At 63.7% G+C, this 25,566-nt stretch carries 18 protein-coding genes and 1 pseudogene; 8 read left to right on the top strand and 11 right to left on the bottom strand.

The genetic code is table 11. The features are described 5' to 3' along the window. The first annotated feature begins 35 nt into the window (after nucleotides 1–35). Together ACWTU9_RS20985 and ACWTU9_RS20980 are read left to right on the top strand one after the other, a co-directional pair. Entirely contained in the window at nucleotides 36–407 is a 372-nt protein-coding gene (locus tag ACWTU9_RS20985) for a response regulator (protein ID WP_023667574.1), read from the top strand. Nucleotides 408–440: 33 nt separating this feature from the next. After that, the gene (locus ACWTU9_RS20980) at nucleotides 441–1,814 is read left to right on the top strand and encodes a PleD family two-component system response regulator (protein ID WP_455859932.1); all 1,374 of its coding nucleotides are present in this window, start codon (nucleotides 441–443) and stop codon (nucleotides 1,812–1,814) included. Between the two features lie 405 nt (nucleotides 1,815–2,219). Here ACWTU9_RS20980 and rpmG read toward each other — a convergent pair whose 3' ends face one another. From rpmG to ACWTU9_RS20940, 8 genes are all read right to left on the bottom strand, one after another. Beyond that, nucleotides 2,220–2,387, bottom strand: coding sequence for a 50S ribosomal protein L33 (gene rpmG / locus ACWTU9_RS20975; protein ID WP_006201775.1), 168 nt, complete (start codon nucleotides 2,385–2,387; stop codon nucleotides 2,220–2,222). Between the two features lie 154 nt (nucleotides 2,388–2,541). Beyond that, nucleotides 2,542–3,000 carry a hypothetical protein gene (locus ACWTU9_RS20970; RefSeq protein ID WP_454574117.1) on the bottom strand — a complete coding sequence of 153 codons (459 nt, stop codon included), beginning with the start codon at nucleotides 2,998–3,000 and terminating at the stop codon, nucleotides 2,542–2,544. Between the two features lie 113 nt (nucleotides 3,001–3,113). Beyond that, nucleotides 3,114–4,292, bottom strand: coding sequence for an MFS transporter (locus tag ACWTU9_RS20965; RefSeq protein WP_455859931.1), 1,179 nt, complete (start codon nucleotides 4,290–4,292; stop codon nucleotides 3,114–3,116). A gap of 21 nt (nucleotides 4,293–4,313) precedes the next feature. Further along, the gene (locus ACWTU9_RS20960; RefSeq protein WP_455859930.1) at nucleotides 4,314–5,054 is read right to left on the bottom strand and encodes an NUDIX hydrolase; all 741 of its coding nucleotides are present in this window, start codon (nucleotides 5,052–5,054) and stop codon (nucleotides 4,314–4,316) included. An 86-nt stretch (nucleotides 5,055–5,140) separates the two neighbouring features. After that, complete coding sequence (locus ACWTU9_RS20955) at nucleotides 5,141–5,593, bottom strand: DUF983 domain-containing protein (RefSeq protein ID WP_455859929.1); 453 nt, start codon at nucleotides 5,591–5,593, stop codon at nucleotides 5,141–5,143. Further along, nucleotides 5,593–7,899, bottom strand: coding sequence for a ribonuclease R (rnr, locus tag ACWTU9_RS20950; RefSeq protein WP_455859928.1), 2,307 nt, complete (start codon nucleotides 7,897–7,899; stop codon nucleotides 5,593–5,595). Before rnr ends, ACWTU9_RS20955 begins: the two co-directional genes overlap by 1 nt. Nucleotides 7,900–7,904: 5 nt before the next feature. Beyond that, a complete protein-coding gene (gene topA / locus ACWTU9_RS20945) occupies nucleotides 7,905–10,544 on the bottom strand; it encodes a type I DNA topoisomerase (protein ID WP_455859927.1) in 2,640 nt (879 codons plus the stop codon). Between the two features lie 333 nt (nucleotides 10,545–10,877). Continuing rightward, nucleotides 10,878–11,255 (bottom strand): COG4315 family predicted lipoprotein, encoded by a 378-nt coding sequence (locus ACWTU9_RS20940; protein WP_455859926.1) that lies wholly within the window; start codon nucleotides 11,253–11,255, stop codon nucleotides 10,878–10,880. Between the two features lie 184 nt (nucleotides 11,256–11,439). Between ACWTU9_RS20940 and ACWTU9_RS20935 the strand changes: the two genes are divergently transcribed. Then, a complete protein-coding gene (locus ACWTU9_RS20935) occupies nucleotides 11,440–12,186 on the top strand; it encodes a cytochrome c biogenesis CcdA family protein (RefSeq protein WP_455859925.1) in 747 nt (248 codons plus the stop codon). 115 nt (nucleotides 12,187–12,301) lie between these two features. Here the strand turns inward: ACWTU9_RS20935 and ACWTU9_RS20930 are convergent, their stop codons facing one another. Then, nucleotides 12,302–14,041, bottom strand: a complete 1,740-nt coding sequence (locus ACWTU9_RS20930; RefSeq protein ID WP_455859924.1) for an adenylate/guanylate cyclase domain-containing protein — start codon at nucleotides 14,039–14,041, stop codon at nucleotides 12,302–12,304. Nucleotides 14,042–14,681: 640 nt separating this feature from the next. Here ACWTU9_RS20930 and glmU point away from each other — a divergent pair. Next, nucleotides 14,682–16,055 carry a bifunctional UDP-N-acetylglucosamine diphosphorylase/glucosamine-1-phosphate N-acetyltransferase GlmU gene (glmU, locus tag ACWTU9_RS20925; protein ID WP_455859923.1) on the top strand — a complete coding sequence of 458 codons (1,374 nt, stop codon included), beginning with the start codon at nucleotides 14,682–14,684 and terminating at the stop codon, nucleotides 16,053–16,055. A 22-nt stretch (nucleotides 16,056–16,077) separates the two neighbouring features. On the opposite strand, the pseudogene ACWTU9_RS20920 reads toward glmU, so the two are convergent. After that, nucleotides 16,078–16,422, bottom strand: a pseudogene (locus ACWTU9_RS20920) (ADP-ribosylation/crystallin J1); the annotation flags it as partial. Between the two features lie 211 nt (nucleotides 16,423–16,633). On the opposite strand from ACWTU9_RS20920, the gene glmS reads away from it, so the two are divergent. Continuing rightward, nucleotides 16,634–18,457: a glutamine--fructose-6-phosphate transaminase (isomerizing) gene (gene glmS / locus ACWTU9_RS20915; protein ID WP_455859922.1), complete on the top strand. Its 1,824-nt coding sequence runs from the start codon at nucleotides 16,634–16,636 to the stop codon at nucleotides 18,455–18,457. 93 nt (nucleotides 18,458–18,550) lie between these two features. After that, entirely contained in the window at nucleotides 18,551–19,309 is a 759-nt protein-coding gene (locus ACWTU9_RS20910; RefSeq protein ID WP_454574106.1) for a DUF502 domain-containing protein, read from the top strand. Here the strand turns inward: ACWTU9_RS20910 and recG are convergent. After that, nucleotides 19,261–21,369: an ATP-dependent DNA helicase RecG gene (recG, locus tag ACWTU9_RS20905; RefSeq protein WP_455859921.1), complete on the bottom strand. Its 2,109-nt coding sequence runs from the start codon at nucleotides 21,367–21,369 to the stop codon at nucleotides 19,261–19,263. The two genes, ACWTU9_RS20910 and recG, sit on opposite strands and share 49 nt — an antisense overlap. Before the next feature lie 314 nt (nucleotides 21,370–21,683). Here recG and ACWTU9_RS20900 point away from each other — a divergent pair, with 314 nt between their 5' ends. Continuing rightward, nucleotides 21,684–21,971, top strand: a complete 288-nt coding sequence (locus ACWTU9_RS20900; protein WP_454588497.1) for a succinate dehydrogenase assembly factor 2 — start codon at nucleotides 21,684–21,686, stop codon at nucleotides 21,969–21,971. Nucleotides 21,972–21,983: 12 nt separating this feature from the next. Next, nucleotides 21,984–25,481, top strand: coding sequence for a transcription-repair coupling factor (mfd, locus tag ACWTU9_RS20895; protein WP_455859920.1), 3,498 nt, complete (start codon nucleotides 21,984–21,986; stop codon nucleotides 25,479–25,481). Nucleotides 25,482–25,566: the final 85 nt, after the last annotated feature.

The raw sequence follows: 25,566 nt of genomic DNA, 5'->3' as shown, positions 1-25,566 counted from the left end.
GGCTTCGGGCGAAGCCCGGCCGGGACGGGAAATCGATGCCTAAGAAGGTGATGATCGTCGAGGACAATGAGCTCAATATGAAGCTCTTTCGGGACCTCATCGAAGCCAGCGGTTACGAGACGGTGCGCACGCGCAACGGCCTCGAGGCGCTCGATCTGGCACGCCAGCACCGGCCGGACCTGATCCTGATGGATATCCAGCTGCCGGAAGTATCAGGCCTGGAAGTGACGAAATGGCTGAAGGAGGACGATGACCTCCATTCCATTCCCGTGATCGCCGTCACCGCCTTCGCCATGAAGGGCGACGAGGAACGCATTCGCCAAGGGGGCTGCGAAGCCTACATCTCCAAGCCGATCTCGGTGCCGCGTTTCATCGAAACCATCAAATCCTATCTGGGTGATGCCTGATGTCAGCACCGATTCCAGCCGGAGCCTTGTGAAATGACTGCACGGATCCTCGTCGTCGACGACATCCCTGCCAATGTCCGACTGCTCGAGGTTCGGCTGCTGGCCGAATATTTCGAGGTGCTGACCGCCTCCAACGGGCCGGATGCGATCGAGACCTGCGAAAACGGCAAGGTCGATGTCGTGCTGCTCGACGTGATGATGCCCGACATGGACGGGTTCGAGGTCTGCAAGCGGTTGAAAAGCGATCCGGCGACATCGCACATACCGGTGGTCATGATCACCGCGCTCGACCAGGTTGCCGACCGGGTGCGCGGCCTTGAGGCCGGCGCCGACGATTTCCTGACCAAGCCGGTCAATGATTTGCAGCTGATGACGCGGGTGAAGAGTCTGGTCAGGCTGAAGTCGCTGACCGATGAGTTGCGTCTGCGCGCCTCGACCACCCGTAACATCGGCATCGAGGCGCTGTTGAGCCGTACCTTCGCGAGCGACGAGGTGACGCCGAAGGTGCTGTTGATCGACGAGCGCAAACTCTCCTTCGAACGCATTCAGAAGATGCTGCGGGGCAGCGCCGAACTCGACATTGCCACCGATCCGCATACCGGTTTCTTCCAGGCCGCCGAGGCGCCGTATGAATGCGTGCTGATCTCGACCGGTTTTGCCGATTTCGATCCGCTGCGGCTATGTTCGCAATTGCGTTCGCTCGATCGCACCCGCTTCCTGCCGATTATCCTGCTTGCCGAAGAAGGCGAGGAGGGCCGCATCATCCGCGGCCTCGAACTCGGCATCAACGACTATCTGATGCGGCCGATCGATCAGCAGGAGCTGATGGCGCGGCTGCGCACGCAGGTGCGCCGCAAGCGCTACAACGACCAGCTCCGCGCCAGCGTCACACAGACCATCGAGATGGCGGTGACCGATGGGCTGACTGGTCTGCACAACCGCCGCTACCTGGACAGCCATCTGCAGACGCTGTTCGACCGTGCCGTGGCGCGGCGGCGACCCCTGTCGGTGATGATCACCGATCTCGACCGGTTCAAGACCGTCAATGACGCGCATGGCCATGACGGCGGCGACGACGTGCTGCGCGAATTCGCCCGGCGGTTGCGCAAAAATGTCAGGGGTATCGACCTGGCCTGCCGCTTCGGCGGCGAGGAATTCGTGGTTGTGATGCCGGACACGGACGCAGCGGTAGCGGCAAAGGTTGCGGAACGCATTCGCGCCGAAATCGCCCAACTGCCGTTTGCCATCGGTCAAGAAGGCAAGACGATCGAAGTCACGGTCAGCGTGGGCGTGTCGTCGGTGCTGAACGGCGCGGACACGGTCGCGGCGTTGATGAAGCGCGCCGACGTCGCTCTTTACGAAGCCAAGAGCGGTGGCCGCAACCGCGTCGTCGCCAAGGCCGCGTAGGTCCGACGCCGAATTATCCAGTCAACCCGATAGGGTTAGGAATTTACCTTAATCCAAGCGATTCCCGAGCCTTGGTTAAGAAACTGTTGATTTTCATACGTTGTTGCGCAAATGTGCAGTGCAAGAACTAAGGCGATGCGGGCACGAGGGTAGACAGCCGTATCGCTCCGAATACCCCATGATGCTCAGGTCCGCCGCATCTCCTGGGTCCGTGGGGTCGGCCGGCCGGCCTTGGCACATAGTGGCCTCCTCGTACCGCTGCCATACGCCGACCGGCCCCCTCTTTTCTAAAAATCACAAGGAGCTTTCCTCGCCAAGGCGCGGAAGGTCTCTGGCTTTCAGAGCCTGCAAAACAAAAACGCCGCCCGAAAGGGCGGCGTTTTTACAGAGCGTGCAGAAGCCAGATTACTTGATCTTGGTTTCCTTGAACTCGACGTGCTTCTTGGCGACCGGATCGTACTTGCGGAACGACAGCTTGTCCGTCTTGGTACGGCTGTTCTTGCTGGTCACGTAGAAGAAACCGGTGTCGGCGGTCGACAGAAGCTTGATCTTGATGTTTGCGGCTTTGGCCATTGTATCAGTCCGTTATGTTCGTGGGGTTTTGGCCGCTGGAGCGGGGGAAAACACCCGGACGCGGGAAACTTGGCGCGACACATAAAGAACGTGCCCGGAAAGTCAAGCCCGGCGCGCCAGCTGTGACCAAGTGCAGCCGCCCTTTGGCTTGAAATCACACGGTTTGCGCTACCGGCGCAGCTGCTTTCTTCCAGTCGCCGGTGGTGTTCCACCAGCGATTCGGATTGGCGCGGTCGTCCAGGCCCTTGGAGCGGCTGGCCAGGATCGGCTGAATGCGGATCACCGGCTCCTGGTAGGAATGCGCCTGGAAAATCGCCTCGACCACGCGGGCCGCGAGCAACTGGTCATCGGGCAATTCGAACGAGACCTCGACCGTGCCGGGACGGCGGCGCAATTCGGTCTCGGCGCCGGCGGCAGCACCTTCGAGAGGCCGGTAGCGTTCGATGCCGTGCGCGGACTGGTACGCGTTGCGGTCATACTTGCCCATGGCGAGCGGGGCGATCGCGACCACGGCGTCCATGATGCGGTCGACATCGGCGGCCGGGGCCTGGAAGCTGACAAGCAGCAGTAGCGTCATGCGTAACGATGTGGTTTCAAAGCCGCTGTCGATCATGGCAGTATCCTCGAACTCGGGTGTTTTGGGACACCCTTTTAGCTGAAGCCTCCTGACACGGTTCTGTCAGCAGCCGTGTCTTTGCGTCGTGAAAAAGCGCTTGCCGTCGCCGGCTACAACAGGAGTTTGCGGATCAGCCTGACGCTGACCAGGGCGATGTAGGCACCGAAGAACAAGCCGAGCGACCAGCCGAAGCCGGAGGGCCCGAAAGCATCCATGCCAATGCCGATCGCCTGCGGGCCGAGCACCATGCCGACACCGTAGCAGAGCACGAAGGCGGCGTTGGCCGAGGCCAGTTCGTGGCCGGAAAGCTGGGAGCCGAGATGGGCGAGGCCGATCGTGTACATGGCGGCCACCACACCGCCCCAGACGAACAGGAGGGCTGCCATCAGGTGCCAATTCCCAGCGAAGAACGGCATGAAGATGGTTCCCACGAGTCCGACCGCGGCGCAGGCGATCAACAGATAGCGGCGGTCGCTGACGCGGTCGCTGATCATGCCGATGGGGATCTGCAGCAGCACGTTGCCGAGGCCGATCATGGTCAAGAGAAGGGCCGCGTCGGCCTCGGAGTAGCCGATGCGGTTGCCATAGACAGGAAACAGCGCAAAACCGCCGGTCTCGACGGCGCCGAACACCAGCACGGCGGCGGTCGCGCTCGGCACCAGCCAGATGTAGCGCAGGAAGTTGCTGGTCTCACCGTCGACCACGATGGTAGGGCTTTCGTTCCGCGCGGCCAGCACCGGTACCGCGGCCAGGGCAACCAGGACAATAATGACGCCGAACGGCGTGAAGCCGGTGCTGCCTATATGGGCAAAGATCCACGGCCCGGCGGCAAAACCGAGCGACAGCACGGTGGCGTAGATGCCGAGCACCAGGCCGCGCCGGCGCGGCGGCGCCGAGGTGCTGATCCAGAATTCCGACAGGATGAACAGCACCGTGAGCGCGATGTGCAGCACGATGCGCAGCGGGAACCACATCCAGAAATCGGGTGCGAAATGGAAGCCGACAAAGGCGAGCGCACCGGCGACGATCATGCCGATCATCGTCCAGGCGACGCCGAAGCGCATGGCCAGTGGCGTGGCCAGCGGGGCGCCGGCGATCGAGGCAAGGCCGGCGACCGCGGTGTTGAGGCCGATCATCGAGGCCGAATGGCCGCGTGTCTCAAGGATGACGCTGAGCAGCGGCATGCCGAGGCCGATGGCGATGCCGACGACGCTGATGGACGAGATAGCGGCGATCATCGGTAGCCAATGGACGCGTTCGTCGCCCTCTTGCTGGGTATCGACCGTCATGGGATGCCTGAATACTCGATGCTAGAGAACTTCGCGAACGAAGCGGTTGCGGACAAGCCGGTAGAAGGGCACGGACCCACCGGGTCGCAGGCGTGGATCGTCGGCAAGCCGCTTCTCCAGGTCCTGCAGGATCGTTCGGGTGATATCGGGGATGTCGGCCTCTCTGGCCTTGGCAAGCGGCAGCCAGACCAGTTCTTCCAGCTCATTGGTCGGGCCGCCACCTGGCAACTCGACGACGACGTCGCTGCGCCAGGCGCTGAAGAAGCGGGTGTCGAAACGACGCACCCGATTGGGTGGCGTAATGGCACGGGCGATGAAGCGAAGCGGCGCCAGCGAGGGCTGGACGCCGTGCTCGACAAAGCCATGCCAGTTGCGTTTGTCCGTTGCGAAGGCGCCTTTGGAGCCCATGAGCAGGCCGGCTTCCTCATAGGTCTCGCGGATGGCCGAGAGCGCAATGGCGCGGGCCCGCGACGGGCTGATGCGGCCGACGCTGGCGGTCAGCTTGGCTTCTTCCGCTGGCAGCAGCGGGGTGGCAACGGCAATGCGGCTGTCGGCCGGATCGGTGCGGCCGCCGGGAAAGACGAATTTGCCGGGCATGAAGGCGTGGCCGGCATGGCGCCGGCCCATCAGCACCAGCACCTCGTCGCCCTTGCGTTCGAGCAGGATAAGGGTGGCGGCGTCGCGCGGACGCATGGGCTGGCCGCCATGGGCGATCGTGCCCCGCTCCATCCTGTCGACTTCCGCCTTGGTCATACCTTCCATGCGCAGGACCTAGCGGAAACTTCTGGCAAACGAAAGTGGCCTTTCACGGTCGGCATGTTGCGCCAGGCAGCATTGCCCGATGCAACTCAGGTTCCGGGATGCGGCTCGATCCCATCTTTTTCGCCGCCGAAACCGTGCATATAGAGCGCCCATTGCAGTCCGATGACGGCGCCCTTGACCGGTTGCAGCAGAGCGACGGACAGCACGATGGTCAGCGGCACCCAGATGGCGATGTGCTGCCACATGGAGAGCGTCGAGGTCGCCTCGACACCCATGAAGGCGCCAAGAACAATGTGGCCGACGATGACGATGACGAGATAGGCGGGCAGGTCGTCGGCGCGGTGGTGGTCAAGCTCTTCGCCACAGACGCTGCATTTGTCGACGCTCTTGGTGAAGCCGGCAAACAATTTGCCTTCGCCGCAATGCGGGCAGCGGCCAAGCGCGCCGCGCTTCATCGCCGTCCACAGCGGACGGGCGGCGCGGCCCGAATGATGTTCGCCGCCGAAAACCTGTTCCTGGATTCCCAATTCGCTTGCCATCATCGTCTCCTGCCGCGCGAACCCGGGCGCGATTGCGACGCGCGGGCGCGGCCTTTTGCCTTGTGAAACGACCGCTTGGAGCCGGGCAGGGGCTTCGGGTCGGTCAGCATCTCGAAACGCATCGCGCCGGCCATCGGCGCCACCTCGATCAGGCGAACCTCGACGCGGTCGGCAAGCTGGTAACCTTTGCCGGTGCGTTCTCCGAACAGCGATCGCGCGGTTTCGTCGTATATATAGTAATCGCCGGTCAGACTTGACACCGGGATGAAACCATCTGCGCCAAACTGCGGCAATTGGACAAATAGTCCTGATTTGGTGACGCCGGAGATGCGGGCGTCGAAACGGTCGTCTATGCGCTCGGCGAGATAGGCCGCGATCAGCCGGTCGACCGTGTCGCGCTCAGCCGCCATGGCGCGGCGCTCGGTGGCGGAGATCAGCACCGCCACGTCTTCCAGCCGCGCCGCCTCATCCTGCGTCAGCCCGCCCGGGCCAAGCCCCAGTGCGGCAATCAGCCCGCGATGCACGATCAGATCGGCATAGCGGCGGATCGGTGAGGTGAAATGCGCATAGCGCCTGAGATTGAGACCGAAATGGCCGATGTTCTTGGGCGCGTATTCGGCCTGGCTCTGCGAACGCAGCACCACTTCGTTGACCAGCCCTTCATTGTCGGCGCCGCGCACGCGATCGAGAATGCCGTTGAACTGGGCGGGCCGCATCTGCGCGCCGCGCGCAAGCGACAGGCCGAGCGTTTGCAGGAACTCGCGCAGCGATTCCTGCTTGGCCAGGGACGGCGCGTCGTGGACGCGGTAGACCAGCGCCTGCTTCCTCGCCTCCAACGTCTCGGCGGCGGCGACATTGGCCTGGATCATGAATTCTTCGATCAGCTTGTGAGCGTCGAGCCGTTCCGGAACGATGACGCGGTCGACGGTGCCGTCCGGCTTGAGCATGATCTTGCGCTCGGGCAAATCGAGCTCGAGCGGCTGGCGGCCGTCGCGGCCGCGCTTCAGGATCGCGTAGGCGTCCCACAGCGGCTTCAGCACCGTGTCGAGGATCGGCCCGGTCTTGTCGTCGATCACGCCGTCGATCGCGGCCTGTGCCTGCGGGTAGGCGAGTTTGGCCGCCGACTTCATCATGACGCGGTGGAAGGTATGGCGCAGCTTGCGGCCATCGGCCGAAAAGGTCATGCGCACGGCGAGCGCCGGCCGGTCCTGGCCTTCGCGCAGCGAACAGAGGTCGTTGGAGATGCGCTCGGGCAACATCGGCACGACTCGGTCGGGAAAATAGACCGAATTGCCGCGCTTCTGCGCCTCGCGGTCGAGTGCGGTGTTATAGCGGACATAGGCCGCGACATCGGCGATGGCGACTGTGGCGATCACGCCACCAGGATTCTTCTCGTCGAGGTCGGGCGTGGCAAACACAGCATCGTCATGGTCCTTGGCGTCGGCAGGATCGATGGTGACCAGTGGCAGGTCGCGCCAGTCCTCGCGGTGATCCATCGTCGCCGGTTTCACCGCTTCGGATTCGGCGATGACGTCGGCCGGGAAAATGTGCGGGATGTCGTGCGCGTGGATGGCGATCATCGAGATCGCCTTTTCGCCGGTCAGCGAGCCCAATACCGCCAGCACTTTCGCGCGCGGCAAGCCGTAACGGGAGGCTCGCGCCGGCTCGACCTCGACCAGGTCGCCGTTTTTGGCGCCGTTCTGAAATTCCTTGTCGACGATCAGCTCGGGCTGGCGCCGTTCGACCGGCTCGATGCGGAAAGTGCCGTCTTTGAGGATGCGGAAGATGCCGAGCACGGCATCGGTCCGCTTCTCGAAAATCTTCATCACGCGGCCCGTATAGGCAGGCCCGGTCGGCTCATCGGTCGGGAAGGTCTTGGCCAGCACGCGGTCGCCAATGCCCGGTTGCGGGCCATTGCCGCCGCGCGAGACGCGGATCGAGACGACGGGCGGTTCGCCGGTGCCCACGGCCTCTGCCGGATGTGCCAGCAGGATGCCGTCGCCGTCGCGGCCGAAAATGTCGAGCACCGCGACATGGGGCAAGGCGCCGACGCGGGCCAGCCGCTTGCGCTCCTTGGTCAGCACGCCTTCGTCCTGCAGGTCGCGCAGAATGTCTTTCAGCCAGATGCGGTCGTCGCCGCGCAGCGCGAACGCCTTGGCGATGTCGCGTTTGCCGGCACGGTCGGGATTTTCGGCGATGTAGCGCAGGATCTCGTCACGCGAGGGCCGGTAGTCGTCCTTGACCTTGGCCCTGGTGTCGGCGGTGCGCGGATCGCCGTGGCTTCGTCCGGTGATCCTGCGCGCCACGCTGCTTATCCCTTTTTCTTCGCCGCCGGCTTCTTGGTCGCCGACTTTTTGGCTGTGGTTTTCTTGGCCGCCGCCGGTGCCTTGGCCGCTGCGGCCTTGCGGAACGGCTTCTTGCCGCCGCCGCCCTTGGCTTCCTTTTCGGCAATCAGCGCCAGCGCGTCCTCGACGGTCACCGACTGCGGGTCCTTGCCCTTGGGCAGGGTCGCGTTGACCTTGCCGTAGTTGACGTAGGGCCCATACTTGCCGTCGCGCACGACGATCTTGCCGCCGCCATCGGGATGGTCGCCGAGCTCCTTCAGTGCAGCGGCCGTGCCGCCATTGCGGCCGCCTTTGCCCTTCAACTGCTTCTCGGCGATCACCGACACGGCGCGGTTGAGGCCGATCGAGAACACGTCCTCGATGCTCTCGACATTGGCGTAGGTGCCGTCATGCAGCACGAACGGACCGTAGCGGCCGAGCCCGGCCGAGATCATCTTGCCGCTCTCGGGATGCTTGCCGACATCGCGCGGAAGCGACAGCAGCGCAAGCGCCTTCTCATGGTCGATCGATTCTGGCGTCCAGCCCTTGGGCAGGCTGGAGCGCTTGGCTTCCTTGCCGTCGCCGCGCTGGATGTAGGGGCCGAAGCGGCCTGAGCGCAGTGTGATTTCCTCTGAGGTGTAGGGGTCTTTGCCCAGCACCTTGGTGCCGTCCTCGCCGCCGCCATTCTCGCCATTCGGGTTGGCGGCGTCGCCGAGCTGGCGGGTGAAGGAACATTCCGGATAGTTGGAGCAGCCGACAAAGGCGCCGAATTTGCCGAGCTTCAGTGACAGGTTACCGGTGCCGCATTTCGGGCAGATGCGCGGGTTGGAGCCGTCTTCGCGCGCGGGGAACACAAGCGGCGCCAGTTCCTCGTTCAGCGCGTCGAGCACGTCGGTGACGCGCAGTTCCTTGATGTCGGCGACAGCGCCGGAAAAATCCTTCCAGAAGTCGCGCAACACGTCTTTCCAGGCGAGCTTGCCGTCGGAAATCTCGTCGAGCTTTTCCTCAAGCGAAGCGGTGAAATCGTATTCGACATAGCGCTCGAAGAAGCTTTCGAGGAAGGCCGACAGCAGCCGGCCCTTGGCCTGCGGCACCAGCCGGCGCTTGTCGATGGTGACGTAGTCGCGGTCTTCCAGCGTCTTCAGGATCGCCGTGTAGGTCGAGGGACGGCCGATGCCGAGCTCCTCCAGCTTCTTGATCAGCGACGCCTCGGAATAGCGCGGCGGCGGCTCGGTGGTGTGCTGGGTAGCGTTGATTACGTCGCGCCTGAGCTGCTCGCCGGCGCGGATCTCGGGCAGGCGGCGGTTTTCTTCGTCCTCCGCGTCATCGTCCTTCTGATCCGTGTAGGCGGCGATGAAGCCGTCGAAGCGGACGACCGAGCCGACAGCGCGCAGTTCTGCAGTGCGGGCGCCGTTGACCGCCTCGATCTCGACCGTGGTCCTTTCGATCTCGGCCGATTGCATCTGGCTGGCGATGGCGCGCTTCCAGATCAGCTCGTAAAGCCGCAGCTGATCGGAATCGAGATACTGCCTGACCGAAGCCGGGGTGCGCATGAAATCGGTCGGACGGATCGCCTCGTGCGCTTCCTGGGCGTTCTTGGCCTTGGTCGTGTACTGACGCGGCTTTTCGGGCAGGTATCTTGGGCCGAATTCCTTGGCGATGGCGTCGCGTGCGGCATCGATCGCCTCGGGTGCCATCTGCACGCCGTCGGTTCGCATATAGGTGATCAGGCCGGTGGTCTCGCCACCGATCTCCATGCCTTCATAGAGGCGCTGCGCCACCTGCATGGTGCGCGTCGCCGAAAAGCCGAGGCCCGACGACGCGGCCTGCTGCAGCGTAGAGGTGGTGAAGGGTGGGCCGGGATTGCGCCGGGTCGGCTTGGCTTCCACCGACAGCGCCTTGAAGGTCGCACCCTCGAGCATGCCCTTGATATCGTCGGCCTGCGCCTTGTTGGCGATGTCGAGCTTCTGAAGCTTCTTGCGCTCGAAAGCGGTCAGCCGTGCCTCGAAAGTCTCGTTGCGCGGCGTGCCAAGGAGAGCGGCAATCTGCCAGTATTCCTCGCGGATGAAGCGTTCGATTTCGGATTCGCGGTCGCAGACCAGGCGCAGCGCCACCGACTGGACGCGGCCGGCCGAACGGGCGCCCGGCAGCTTGCGCCACAGCACCGGCGACAGGGTGAAGCCGACGAGATAGTCGAGCGCCCGGCGGGCGAGATAGGCATCGACCAGCGGCGCATCGATCTGGCGTGGATTGGCCATCGCTTCCAGCACAGACGATTTGGTGATGGCGTTGAAGACAACGCGGCTGACCGGCTTGTCCTTCAACGCGCGCTTCTGCTTCAGCACCTCCAGGACATGCCAGGAAATGGCTTCGCCCTCGCGGTCCGGGTCGGTAGCGAGGATCAGGCCGTCGGCATCCTTGACCGCCTTGGCGATGTCGGCGAGGCGCTTGCCCGACGCGGTGTCGACCGCCCAGGACATGGCGAAATCCTCGTCCGGACGCACCGAGCCATCCTTGGCCGGCAAATCGCGGACGTGGCCGAACGAGGCCAGAACCTTATAGTTCTTACCGAGGTATTTGTTGATTGTCTTTGCCTTGGCCGGCGATTCGACGACGACGACGTCCATGAGTTCTCATATCAGCTGTGGTGCGGCAGGAGGATTCCGCTGCGCGCGACGAAATCTCGTTCTATTTGTCGCTCACATGGCCGCGCTTTTGCATCCGGTCAAGGGGAGGCGGCCAAATTGCCGGCGTGTCCGCAGCAATACACTCTAAGAGTGTATGGAGAAAATCACAGAATTCGGCGACGTCCGGTTTGGGCGTCAAGTCTTGAACAAACGACTCAGAAGCTGCGCCCGGTCCTTCCTTCGAGCTGCCGAAAAACGAAACTGGCCACCGGGTCGCCTGGAGCCGGCAGCCAGCTTGGTCCCGCCGATCGGCGGGGATTGAGGTTCGAAAGATCAGTCGGCTTTGACGATGTGCCAGACTTCGCCGACGCCGTCGCCGGTCGTGTCGCCGGCCTTCTTGTCCTTGATGAAGGTGTAGACCGGTTTGCCGTCATAAGCCCACATCTTGGTGCCGTCGGTGCGGTCGACGATGGTCCATTCGTCGTCCGCCTTGGCGCCGGCCTCGGCCTTCAGCGGCGGCCAGTTGGTGGCGCATTTGTCGTAGCAGTTGGTCTTGCCCTTCTCATCCTTGTCATAGGTATAGAGCGTCATGCCGTTGGCATCGGTGTAGATCTTGGTGCCGTTGACTTCGGCTTCCTTCCACGCTTCGGCGGCGAAGGATGCGGCGGTGCTGAGCAAAAGGGCCGCGAGCCCGACAGTGATCGTTTTCATGGAAATCTCCCTGGGTATTCGAAGAAGCGCGCAGAAATTGCGGGCCTCGTCTGTTAAACGCTTCCGGGAGACTGGTTCTTCCCGCGATTCTCTTGGGCAGGGCGACTGTTTGCCACGCATTGGTGATTGGCGGATGCGCCTTTGCCTCGCTATATCAAAGCCACAACGTTGTGGAGCATCGGGGATGGCACTGGATATCGGCTATGTCAGCGCGATAGGGGCGGGGGCGATCTCGTTCCTGTCGCCTTGCGTGCTGCCGCTGGTGCCGCCCTATCTCTGCTATATGGCCGGCGTGTCGGTCGACGACTTCCGCGGCGATACTGGTGTGACCGCGAAGGCCGGGGCACGCGGCGCGCTGCTTTATTCCTCGCTGGCCTTCGTGCTTGGCTTCACCACCGTTTTCGTCGCGCTGGGTGCCGGCGCCTCGACCATCTGCCAGTTCCTGAGAACCTGGCAACAAGAACTGGCCTTCATTGCCGGCGCGTTCATCATCCTGATGGGGCTGAACTTCCTCGGCATCATTCGCATCCCGCTGCTGTCGCGCGAGGCGCGTTTTCAACCGCGGGGAAAACCTACCAGCGCCGTTGCTGCCTATATCATGGGCTTGGCCTTCGCCTTCGGCTGGACACCTTGCATCGGACCCGTTCTGGGGCCGATCCTGACACTGGCCGGCGGCCGCGAGACTGTTGGCGAGGGCGCTCTGCTGCTTGCCGCCTATTCGCTCGGCCTCGGCATCCCCTTTCTGATCGCGGCGCTGTTTTCCGGCGCCTTCATGCGCTTCCTCGGCAAATTCCGCGTCCATCTCGGCCGTGTCGAACAGGCGATCGGCGCGCTGCTGGTGGTTGCCGGCGTGTTCTTCCTCACCGGCGGCGTGCAGAGCGCGTCCTACTGGCTGCTGGAGAGTTTCCCGGGGCTGGGGCAGTTGGGGTAGTTTGCCGCTTTGTGCGCACGATCCACCTGCGGACCTGCTGATTAAGACCAAGGACTTCGGACGTCGCCTGGCCGGACGTGACGCGCAGGAGAGGGCATCCTTGCAGCCGCGACGATCATTCCGGCACGCCGGAGACGCCCAGCGCCTCGACGTAACGCTCGGCGAAAGCCTTGTCCCGCCAAGGGTTGATCTGTCTCTGCAGGGTGAGCGTGTAGGTTGGGAACGCCTCCATCAGATGCCGCGCCGCCGCCTGCGCCTCGTCCAGCCGGTTGAGTTTGACCAGCGCCATGATCACCACCCGGTGCGAGGAGCCGTAGTTGGGCATCTCGTGCAGCGCGCGTTCTCCCCACGCCAGCGCTTCCTCGTAGCGCTCGAGCATCAGGTAGCTCATGCCGATGCCGGAGAGCGCGATGCCCTTCTCGGGGTCGACCGGGCTCAGCCGCATTGCCCTGTGAAAGTGCTCGATCGCGACGAGCGGGCGGCTGGCATGTGCGTTCACCCAACCGCTGCCCGTATGGCCCTGCGCCGAATTGGGGTTGAGCAGCAGGGATCGTTCGATCGTGCGCAGCGCCATCTCGTAGTCCTTCGCGCTGTAGGCGATCACCTGCGCGGCGAAGCGTAGGCTCGTGGGGTCGTCGCGCGCTTCCGCCAGTACCTCGCGCGCCATGCGCGCGGCGACGCGGGTATCGTCGGGCTCATGCCAGCACTGGCTCACGGACAGGCTGCGGACATAGGCGCCGAGTCCCTTCGCCAAGCTGAAGCCAGGGTCGATGCTGAGCGCTTCGTTGGTGAGCCGGCGCACATCGGCAAAGCCTTCGCGCGTCATGCTGTAGAAGCGCGGCAGCGCGCGAAGGTAGAGGTCGTAGGCGCTGATGTAGTCGGTCGGCTTCATGCGCGCCTGCTTGATCTCCTCCAGCCGGATGCTCGGCTCGACAGCGCCGACGACGCTCTCGGTCACCTTGTCCTGCAGATCAAAGATGTCGCTCACGTCGCCCTCGAAGCGGTCGGTCCAGACATGGTGTCCGCTGATTGCGTCCACCAATTGTCCACTGATGCGCACTCGCGATCCGGCTCTGCGGATGCTGCCTTCGAGCACGTAGCGGACGCCCAGCTCGCGCCCGACCTGGCGCAGGTCCACCGCCCGGCCCTTGTAGGTGAAGGACGAGTTGCGGGCGATCACGAAGAAGGAGTTCACCCGGCTCAATCCCGTGATGATGTCCTCCACGAGCCCGTCGGCGAAGTATTCCTGGTCGGGGTCGCCGCTCATATTGGTGAAAGGCAGAACCGCGATCGAGGGTTTCTCGGGCAGGTGAGGCGGTACCGAGGCACTGGCGTCGGCCTCGACGCGGTAGGCGCGTACAGGCCGCTCGATGTTCTTGAGGCGCAGGTCGCCGAGTGGCGTGAAGCCGCAGTCGACTTTGCCCTGAAGGTGGTCATAGGCAGTGCCCGAGACGACCACGGTGCCGGGATCGGCGATGCCTTCGAGGCGGGCGGCGATGTTGACCCCGTCGCCGTAGAGGTCGCCGTCCTCCTCGCAGATCACGTCGCCGAGATTGACGCCGATGCGGAAGCGAATCCGCTGTTCCTCGGACGTCTCCGCCTCGCGTTCCGCCAAGGCCTGCTGGATCGCCATCGCCGAGGTCACCGCATTAACGACGCTCGCGAACTCGCACAGCATGCCGTCGCCGGTGCGCTTAACGATCCGACCCTGGTGCTCCGAGATCAGCGGTTCGAGGAGGTCGTTGCGGTAGATTTTCAGCCGCTCGAGCGTACCGCGCTCATCGCGCTCCATCAGGCGCGAATAGCCGACTACGTCGCAAGCCAGGATCGCTGCGAGGTGGCGCTGCGTGGTCATTGCACCGCTCAGCCAAGCGCCTGCACGCTGGTCGCCCCGCGTCCATGTCCTGCCAGCTTCCAGACGCCCAACGCGCATGGTATCCATCCCTCCCAGTCTCCGCCTGTTCGCTGATACAGAACGGAGAACGCAGCTTGGCCTTGCCTTTACGAGATTTCGCCATCCCGCTGCGAGGCGTAGAGCGTTCCAGTCACTGCGCTAACAGCCAACCGACGACAGGCCCACACAGCTTCTGGGGACGCTGACACACCACTCCCAGAAGGCCGGAGATATTTCCTGCCTTGTGTAACCGGTTGACGCCACCGTGGCAGTGCTTTTGTATCGGATATCACACCAGACGTTCGTGCTTGGAGGTGCCGAGGGTCGGCAAGTGGCGCAACGCTGCCGTCCGAAGCCGGAGTGTGTTGGCTTGAGGCCGGAAAAGCGGTAGGCGACCACTCTAGTAGCCAGTCAAATAGACCATGCCCCCCATTTTTATATGAATTATCAAAAAGATAGAACGCAGAATTCCCCAACGAACGACCCGCTGATTGAGAGTTAGCTGCTCCGGCGTCTCACCGGAATTTAACCGCATTGGTGCAGCATGAGCAGCACTGCTAGCATGCATTGATTCAAACGCCTTTCGTATGGTTGCCCGTTCATGAGCCAGAGATCCTGCCTGTCCGTCATCCTTGCCGCCGGCGAGGGCACGCGCATGAAGAGCGCACTGCCCAAGGTGCTGCATCCTATCGCCGGGCTACCGATGGTGGCCCATGTGGTGAAGGCGGCCGAGGCCGCCGGTAGCGGCGATCTGGCGCTGGTGATCGGCCATGGCGCGGAGGACATGCGCAAGGCAGCGCAGAAATTCGCCCCGAATGCGGAGACCTTCGTGCAGGGGAGGCGGCTCGGTACCGCGCATGCCGTGCTGGCGGCACGTGCAGCAATATCAAAGGGTTACGACGATATCCTGGTGATGTTCGGCGATACGCCGCTGATCGATCCGGAAGCGCTTGCGGTCGCGCGGCTTAAACTGGCGGAAGGTGCCGCTGTCGTCGTCGTCGGCTTCCGCCCACCCAACCCGACCGGCTATGGCCGGCTGATCGAAAAAGGCGGCAAGCTCACCGCCATCCGCGAGGAAAAGGACTGCTCGGCGGAGGAGAAAAAGATCGGGTTCTGCAATGCCGGCATGATGGCGGTGGCGGGCAAGCATGCGCTCGATCTGCTCGACCAGGTCGGCAACAAGAATGCCAAGGGCGAGTTCTACCTCACCGACATTGTCGAGATTGCCAGCGCACAAGGCCTTGATGTCGTCGCCACCGAGGCCAGCTTCGAGAGCGCGCTCGGCATCAACAACCGGGCCGAACTGGCGCAGGCCGAAGGCATCTGGCAGCAGCGCCGCCGGCATGAGGCGATGCTGTCGGGCGTCACGCTGATCGCGCCGGAGACTGTTTATTTCTCGCACGACACTGAGATCGGCGCCGACACGATTGTCGAACCCAATGTCTGGTTCGGCCCGGCTGTGAAGATTGCAGGCGGCGCCAAGATCCACGCCTTCAGCCATATCGAGGGTGCCACCGTCGCTTCCAATTGCGATGTCGGGCCATTCGCGCGGCTGCGGCCGGGTGCAGATCTCAGAACCAAGGCAAAAGTCGGCAATTTCTGCGAGGTCAAGCAGGCGGTTATCGAGGAAGGCGCCAAGGTCAATCACCTGACCTATATCGGCGATGCTCGCGTCGGTGCAGGGGCCAATATCGGCGCCGGCACCATCACCTGCAATTATGACGGCTACTCGAAATTCTTCACCGATATCGGCGAGGGCGCCTTTATCGGCTCGAACTCGTCGCTGGTGGCGCCGGTGTCGATCGGCAAGGACGGCTACATCGCCTCGGGCAGCGTGATCACCGAAAGCGTGCCCGACGATGCACTGGCCTTCGGCCGCGCGCGCCAGAAGACAATTCCGGGTAAGGGGAAGGAGTTGCGCGAGCGGTTTGCCTCGGCCGCGGCAGCGAAAAAGAAAGCTGTTGCCGATCACTAACGATCAAATCGGCAGCCTTGCCGAAGCTCGCTGTCACCTCGATCCGGCCGACGATCGCCGTGTTGAAATCGGCGAGGTCTTCGGCCGGGATCCAGTATTCCAGATGCGCCTTGCTGCCGGCGTGCTCGACCCGGTAGCGGTCGAGAAAGCTTTTCAGTACGTCGAAGCGGGTGACGAAGCCGGAGCCGCTGGCCGGCACGTTCCAGTCGCGGGCGATCTGCGTCGCATAGGCTTCGGTCAAAACCGGATAGAAAATCGGCTGATCGGGCAGGCGCGGCGGGAATTCCCGCATCCCTGACGCCTCGATCAGTTCCAGTTCCTTGGGTCCGACAGGACGCCAGAGTGTGACGGTGGCTTGGCTCATCATGGCCAGACCTTAGCCAGATATTGCGAAAACGAGAACCGGACGCCTCGAAAAATCGAGCAATTGCAGTAACCGGATTGCAAGAGCGGTCTGCCATGGTGCATCGGGTTGACAAGCGTTCCGTTACACCAGACGAAACGCAAAGTGACTTTCGCGGCAGGCCGGCAATCCCTAGATAGCGCTGGTTTTCCATCGGGAATCGGGGGCAGGCGCCATGTGCGGTATCGTCGGAATTGTCGGCCAGCAGCAGGTTGCGCCGCTCATTGTCGATGCGCTGAAGCGGCTGGAATATCGCGGCTATGACTCGGCCGGTGTCGCCACCGTCGAGAAGGGCGCGCTCGGCCGGCGCCGTGCCGAAGGCAAGCTGATCAACCTCGAACGCCGGCTGAAGGACGAGCCGCTCGAGGGCACGATCGGCATCGGCCATACGCGCTGGGCGACGCATGGCGTGCCGAACGAGACCAATGCGCACCCGCATTTTTCCGACGGCGTCGCCATCGTCCATAACGGCATCATCGAGAATTTCGCCGAACTACGCGACGAGCTGATCCGCGACGGCTATGCCTTCTCCTCGCAGACCGACACCGAGGTTGTGGCGCATCTGGTGGCGCGGGAACTGGCCAAGGGGCTGAAGCCGGTCGAGGCCGCGCACCAGGCGCTGAAGCGGCTGGAAGGCGCCTTTGCGCTGGCCATCATGTTCACGGGCGACGAGGACCTTATCGTCGGCGCTCGCAACGGCCCGCCTCTGGCCGTTGGCCATGGCGATGGCGAGATGTTTTTGGGCTCCGACGCCATTGCGCTCGCGCCCTTCACCAATTCGATCACCTATCTCGAGGACGGCGACTGGGCGGTGGTGCGCCGCGGCGGCGTCACCATCTTCGACATCGACGGCAAGAAGGTTGCCCGCAAGCGCCAGCAGTCGCTGTCGACCAGCTTCATGGTCGACAAGGGCAATCGCCGCCACTTCATGGAAAAGGAAATCCATGAGCAGCCGGAGGTGATCTCGCACACGCTGGCTCACTATGTCGATTTCGTCTCGGGTGTTTCCAAGCCACTGGATCTGCCGTTCGACTTCGCCAAGATCGGCCGGCTGGCGATCTCGGCCTGCGGCACCGCCTATCTCGCAGGCCTGATCAGCAAATACTGGTTCGAGCGCTATGCGCGGCTGCCGGTCGACATCGATGTCGCCTCGGAATTCCGCTACCGCGAAATGCCGCTGTCGGACAACGATGCCGCCTTCTTCATCTCGCAGTCGGGCGAAACCGCCGACACGCTGGCCTCGCTGCGCTATTGCCGCAAGGCCGGCATGAAGATCGGCGCGGTCGTCAATGTGCGGGAATCGACCATGGCGCGCGAATCCGATGTCGTGCTGCCGACATTGGCCGGCCCGGAGATCGGCGTCGCCTCGACCAAAGCCTTTACCTGCCAGCTCTCGGTGCTGGCATCGCTGGCGGTACGCGCCGGCGTGGCGCGCGGCACGATCTCGAAGGACGAGGAAAAGACGCTTGTGCGCGCGCTTTCTGAGGCGCCGCGCTACGCCAACCAGGTGCTGAAGCTCGAAGAGCAGATCGAGCGCATCGCGCGCGAAATCTCGCGCTACAAGGACGTGCTCTATCTCGGCCGCGACACCAATTTCCCGCTGGCCATGGAAGGCGCGCTGAAGCTCAAGGAAATCTCCTACATCCATGCCGAGGGCTACGCGGCGGGCGAGCTGAAGCATGGGCCGATCGCGCTGATCGACGAGAACATGCCGGTGATCGTCATCGCACCGCATGACCGCATCTTCGAAAAAACCGTGTCCAACATGCAGGAAGTGGCGGCGCGCGGCGGCAAGATCATCCTGATCACCGATGCCAAGGGCGCTGCGCAGGTGAGCGTGAAGACGATGGAAACGATCATTCTGCCCGACGTACCGGAAATCATCTCGCCGATCATCTACGCGCTGCCGATCCAGATGCTGGCCTATTACGCCGCCGTCTTCATGGGCACCGACGTCGACCAGCCGCGTAATCTGGCGAAATCGGTGACGGTGGAGTAGCCAGCGCTCGTTGGCGGTCTTTAAAAACTTCGCAGTTCCAAAGCGCCGTCTGCTTCACTAATGTTGCGCTGCAACGCGCGCGCCCGGTGAACCATGTCCGATGCTCCCAGAACTTCCGGCATGACCCGGCTGAGGAACTATTTCCTCACAGGCTTCATCGTCTGCGCGCCGCTGGCGATCACCGCCTATATCGCCTGGTCGTTCATCGGCTGGGTCGACTCTTGGGTAAAACCCTACATTCCGGCGCGCTACAGCCCCGACACCTATCTGCCGTTTCCGGTTCCGGGTTTCGGCCTGATCGTGGCGCTGGTCCTGATTACGCTGATCGGCTTCATGACCGCCAACATCGTCGGCCGGGCCATCGTCAATTTCGGCGAGCGATTGCTTGGGCGCATGCCGCTGGTGCGCGGCATCTACGGCTCGCTGAAACAGATTTTCCAGACGGTGCTTTCGAACAAGGGCGACATGTTCCGCCAGGTCGGGCTGGTCGAGTATCCGCGCAAAGGGGTCTGGTCGCTGGTCTTTGTCGCCAGCGAGAAGGAAACCGAGATCAACCAGAAGCTCGACCAGGAAGGCGACCCGATGATTGCCGTCTTCATGCCGTGCACGCCCAACCCGACCACCGGCTTCCTGATGTATGTGCTGAAATCCGACATCGTGCTGCTCGACATGACGATCGAGGACGGCGCCAGACTGATCGTTTCGGCCGGCCTGGTAGCGCCCGAGGTCAAGACCAGGCTCGTCGACCTCAACGGTGAGCCGCTCGAGAGCGCACTTGCCAACCCGTCGGTGGCCGCCCTGGCTCAGCCGGCGCGCAAAAGCCGCACCGCCTCGTCGCGGCCGAACAAATAGAGCAACAGCCTCAGCGCCTCGCCGCGTTCGGATTGCAGTTCCGGATCGCGTGACAGGATCAGCCGCGCATCGTCGCGGGCTGCCTCCAGAAGGTCGGCATGCGCCTCGATGCGCGCCACCTGGAAACCCGGCGTGCCGGATTGGCGGGTGCCCAGCAGCTCGCCTTCGCCGCGCAGTTTCAGATCCTCCTCGGCGATCAAAAAACCGTCCTCGGTCTCGCGCATCACCGACAGCCTACGCTTTGCCGTCTCGCCGAGCGGGTCCTTGTAGAGCAATACGCAAGAGGAGGGCTTGTCGCCGCGCCCGACGCGGCCGCGCAGTTGGTGCAGTTGCGCCAGGCCAAAGCGCTCGGCGTGCTCGATGACCATGATCGTGGCGTCGGGTACGTCGACGCCGACCTCGATGACGGTGGTGGCGATCAGGATGCGGGTTTCGCCGACCTTGAAGGCGCGCATCGCCTCGTCCTTTTCGGCGCCCTTCATGCGTCCGTGAACGAGGCCGATGCGGTCGCCGAACAAGGGTTGCAGCGAGGCGAAACGGTCCTCGGCGGACATCAGCTTGATCTCTTCGGATTCCTCGACCAGCGGGCAGATCCAGTAGATTTTCTGGCCGTCGGCGACGGCGTCGAGCATGCGGCCGACCAACTCGTCCAACCGCTCCAGCGGCAGCGTGACGGTGCGGATCGGCTGGCGGCCGACCGGCTTCTCCGTCAGCTTGGAGACGTCCATGTCGCCGAAGGCGGTCAGCACCAAAGTGCGCGGGATTGGCGTTGCCGTCATCACCAGCATGTCGGGCGCATCGCCCTTGGCGGTGATGGCAAGCCGCTGGTGGACGCCGAAGCGGTGCTGCTCGTCGACGACGGCAAAGACGAGGTCGTGGTAAGTCACCGTTTCCTGGAACAAAGCATGAGTGCCGACGACGATGTCGATGTCGCCGCTGGCGAGACCTGCCAGCGTCTCAGCGCGCTCGCGGCCCTTCTCACGGCCGGTCAGAATCGCGACGCGCAGGCCGGCTTTTTCGGCCAAAGGCGTGATCGTTGCCAGATGCTGGCGCGCCAGGATTTCGGTCGGCGCCATCAACGCCGCCTGGCCGCCGGCCTCGACGGCGCGCGCCATGGCAAGCAGCGCCACCACCGTCTTGCCGGAGCCGACATCGCCCTGCAGCAGGCGCAGCATGCGTTCCGGATCGGCGAGATCGGCGTTGATTTCGGCGAGCGCGAATTCCTGGCTGCCTGTCAATGAATAGGGCAGGGCCGCGCGCAGTTTCTCGACAATGCGGCCGTCGCCGATCAGCGGCCGGCCCGACAGGCGGCGCACTTTTGTCCGCACCAGCGCCAGCGAGACCTGGCCGGCGAGAAACTCGTCATAGGCAAGCCGCCGCCATGCCGAGGCCTCGATGGCGACATCGATCGGGTCCGCGGGATAATGTATGCGGGCGAGTGCATCGGCGAAGGCGGGAAAGGTCTGCTTGCGCATGAAGGCGCCGTCCTGCCATTCCGGCAATTCCGGCAGCCGGCCGAGCGCCTGGCCGATGGCGCGGCGCAGCACCTTGCCCGACAGGCCAGCGGTCAGCGGATAGACCGGCTCGACCAGCGGTAGGGTTTCCGCCTCGCTGACCAGCGCGATATGGTCGGGATGGACCATGGTCGGGCGGCCATTAAACCACTCCATACGGCCGGAGACGACGACATGTTCGCCCACCGGCATCGCCTTTTCGAGATAGGCGGCATGGGCGTGAAAAAAGGTCAGCCCGATCTCGCCAGTGTCGTCATGGGCATAGACGCGGTAGGGCACCGACCGGTTGCCGCGTGGCGGTGGCTGGTGGCGGTCGATGCGCACGTCGAGCGTGACGATGGCGCCGGCAGGCGCGAGCGCGATGCCGGGGCGATTGCGGCGGTCGATCACGGTGTGAGGCAGCACGAAAAGAAGGTCGCCGGCGCGTGCCGGCCGTTCGCCGAGATCGGCCGCGACCACCTTCTCGATCAGCCCGCCGACCTTCGGCCCAACGCCGGCAAGCGAGGTGATCGGGACGAATAGGGGATCGAGGAGGGAAGGGCGCATCAGGGCTGCGCCGTAGTTGGAGTGAGAAAAGCTGAGTTCCCTCCCACCCCCCTCTGTCCTGCCGGACATCTCCCCCGCAAGGGGGGAGATTGGCAGCTCTTGCGCCGGCCCACTCTCTCGACCTTGCAGGTTATCGAAAGCCGAGATGACATCCGATCTCCCCCCTTGCGGGGGAGATGGCCGGCAGGCCAGAGGGGGGTGTGAAAGAATGCAATCATTTCAGATTGATTGTCGGGTGTCTCACTTTGCCTTGCAAGGCTGACACCGCCCTCTATCCACGCTATATGCGCCGCACCACGTAAGGATGCGGCACGATGACCGGGACGAAACGATCAAGCGAGGGGCTGGATACCCGCCGCCGCAAGCTGTTGTTCCGATCCTGGCATCGCGGCATGCGCGAGATGGACCTGATCCTCGGCACCTTTGCCGACAACGAGATCGGCGCCTTGACCGGCGACGAAATCGACCAATATGAAAGGCTCCTCGACATTCCCGACACCGAATTCCTGCCCATGGTCACCGGCGAACGCCCGGTTCCCGGGGATGTCGACTGTGCCGTCCTGCAAAAGATCCTGGCATCGCGCCGGACCATGACTTTCTGAAACGTTGAATCCATGACCCTGATCCCCACAATCGGCCTGCCGAAGGGCCGCGCCGGCCAGTTCATCGTCGACGGCGTCGCCGACGGGTACGAAGCCTTTGCGCTGGTGCAGGCGATCCACGAGATCGCGCCGGACAAGCCTGTGCTGTTCGTCGCGCGCGACGGCCAGCGCCTGCCGGCGATCACGGAGGCGCTGACCTTTGCTTCGCCCGGCCTGCCGGTGCTGGAACTGCCGGCCTGGGACTGCCTGCCCTACGACCGCGTCTCGCCCGGTTCGGACGCCGCCGCCAAGCGGCTCGATGCGCTGACGGCGATGATCGCGCTGGCGAAGAAGCCGCATCGCGCCGTCATCCTGACCACCGCCAATGCCTTGCTGCAGCGCATCCCGCCGGCCGATCTGGTCGAAGCGCAGACTTTTCACGCCAGACCCGGCAACCAGATCGACATGAATGCGCTGGTGTCGCGGCTGGAGATTTCCGGCTTCGAACGGGTGCCGACCGTGCGCGGCGTCGGCGAATTCGCGGTGCGTGGCGGCATTCTCGACCTCTACGCGCCCGGCTGGACCGAAGCGCTCAGGCTCGATTTCTTCGGCGATACGCTGGAATCGATCCGCGTCTTCGACGCCGCCACGCAGCGCACCACCGGTCAGCGCAAGTCGATGGCGCTGCAGGCGATGAGCGAAGTGGCGCTGACGCCGGAAACCATCAGCCGCTTCCGCCGCTCCTATATCGAGGCCTTTGGCGCGCCGCAGCGCGACGACGGGCTTTATGCGGCGGTGAGCGAGGGTCGGCGCTTCGCCGGCATGGAACACTGGCTGCCTCTGTTCTACGAGCGGCTGGAGACGGTGTTCGACTATCTGCCTGATGCCCCTGTCATCTTCGATCATCTGGCGCATGAGGCGCTGGCCGAGCGCCATACGCTGATCCTCGACCACTACGAAGCGCGCCGCAAGCAAGCCGACGCCGCCTTGAAGGACGCCGTCCCCTACAAGCCGGTGGCGCCGGACCTGCTCTACCTTTCGCCGGAAAACCTCAAAGCGTCGCTCGGGTCGCGCGAAGACATCGATTTCACTGTGTTCGACGCGCCCGATGTCGGCGCCAAGAAAGTCTTCCACGGCGGTTCGCGCCATGGCCGCAGCTTTGCCGAGGAGCGCGCCGACCCCAACGCCAATGTCTTCGATGTCGTCGTGAAGCACATCGCAGACGAGCGCGCTGCACGGCGCCGCGTCATTGTCGCCGGCTGGACCGAAGGCTCGCTCGACCGGCTCGGCCAGATCCTCGCCGAACATCATCTCGGCAATCTCGTGCCTGTGGCGACGCTCAGTGAAGTGGAAAAGCTGGAACCGGGGCAGGCAGCCCTTGCGGTACTGCCATTGGAATCCGGCTTCGAGACGGAACAGCTGGTCGTCGTCGCTGAGCAGGACATTCTGGGCGACCGGCTGATCCGGCGCTCCAAGCGCAAGAAGCGCGCCTCCGAGTTCATCGCCGAGGCTTCGTCGCTGTCGTCGGGCGATATCGTCGTCCATGCCGATCACGGCATTGGCCGCTTCATCGGCCTGCGCACCATCGAGGCGGTCGGCGCGCCGCATGACTGCCTGGAAATCCATTATGCCGGCGATGACCGGCTGTTCCTGCCGGTGGAAAACATCGAGCTTCTGTCGCGCTATGGTTCGGATTCGGCCGAAGCCTCACTCGACAAGCTCGGCGGCGGCGCCTGGCAGTCGCGCAAGGCGCGGCTGAAGAAGCGCCTGCTCGACATGGCCGGGCAACTGATCCGCATCGCCGCCGAGCGGCAGATGCGCTCGGCTCCCACGATGGTGCCGGCGGAAGGACTGTACGGCGAATTCTCGGCGCGCTTCCCCTATGAGGAGACCGACGACCAGCAGGGCGCGATCGATTCCGTCATGGACGATCTCGGCGCCGGCAAGCCGATGGACCGGCTGATTTGCGGCGATGTCGGCTTCGGCAAGACGGAAGTGGCGCTGCGCGCCGCCTTCATCGCGGCCATGGAAGGGTTCCAGGTGGCCGTGGTGGTGCCGACGACGCTGTTGTCGCGCCAGCATTTCAAGACCTTTTCGCAACGCTTCTCCGGCCTGCCGATCCGCGTCGCCCAGGCTTCGCGGCTGGTCGGCGCCAAGGAACTGGCGGAAACCAAAAAAGGCATCGCCGAGGGCCAGGTCGACGTCGTCATCGGCACCCACGCGCTGCTGGGGTCCGCGATCTCGTTCAAGAATCTCGGCCTCTTGATCATCGACGAGGAGCAGCACTTTGGCGTCAAGCACAAGGAGCGGCTGAAGGATTTGAAGACCGACGTTCACGTGCTGACGCTGTCTGCAACGCCGATCCCGCGCACCTTGCAGCTCGCCTTGACCGGCGTGCGCGAGCTGTCGTTGATCGCCACGCCGCCGGTCGACCGCATGGCGGTGCGTACCTTCATCTCGCCGTTCGATCCGCTGGTCATCCGCGAGACGCTGCTCAGGGAGCGCTATCGCGGTGGCCATTCCTTCTATGTCGTGCCGCGCATCAGCGATCTAGCCGAAATCCATGATTTCCTGCGCGAATCCGTGCCGGAGCTGAAGGTGGCGGTGGCCCATGGCCAGATGCCGCCCGGCGAACTCGACGACATCATGAACGCCTTCTATGACGGCCAGTACGATGTGCTGTTGTCGACCACCATCGTGGAATCCGGGCTGGATATTCCGACGGCCAACACGCTGATCATCCATCGCGCCGATATGTTCGGCCTGTCGCAGCTCTACCAGCTGCGTGGCCGCGTCGGCCGCTCCAAGGTGCGCGCCTACGCGCTGTTCACACTGCCGGCCAACCGCAAGCTCACCGACACGGCCGAGCGCCGGTTGAAGGTGCTGCAGTCGCTGGACACGCTCGGCGCCGGCTTCCAGCTCGCCAGCCACGACCTCGACATCAGGGGCGCCGGCAATCTGCTCGGCGAAGAGCAGTCCGGCCACATCAAGGAGGTCGGCTTCGAACTCTACCAGCAGATGCTGGAAGAGGCGGTCGCCGAGGTGAAGGATTCCGGCGAGGTCCAGGATGGCGGCTGGTCGCCGCAGATCGCTGTTGGAACGGCGGTCATGATCCCGGAAAGCTATGTGCCGGACCTGCAGCTCAGGCTGGCGCTTTATCGCCGCCTTGGCGATCTCGAAAACACCGAGGAGATCGATGCATTCGGCGCCGAGCTGATCGACCGTTTCGGGCCGCTGCCGGAGGAGGTGAAGCATCTGCTCAAAATCGTCTTCATCAAGGCTCTCTGCCGCAAGGCCAATGTCGAAAAGCTCGATGCCGGGCCAAAGGGGGTCGTCATCCATTTCCGCAAGCGCGAGTTCTCCAACCCGGTCGGGCTGGTCAAGTACATCGGCGAGCAGGGTTCGCTGGCCAAGATCCGGGCCGACCACAGCGTGGTCTTCATCCGCGACTGGCCAACGGCGGAGAAGCGCCTGGCGGGTTCGGCTGTCGTCATGACGCAGCTGGCAAAGCTGGTGGAGAAGGCGGCTTAAGCCGCCCGCCATCATTCGCCAGCGCCTAAATTCCGGTCTAGAATAGGAAATCGGCTTCGTGTATGGAGCCGCGATCCCCATATGG

Source organism: Mesorhizobium sp. 128a (assembly GCF_053848025.1).
Note: the sequence above shows the minus strand (reverse complement) of the source record. Positions and strands in the feature narration are given on the sequence as shown.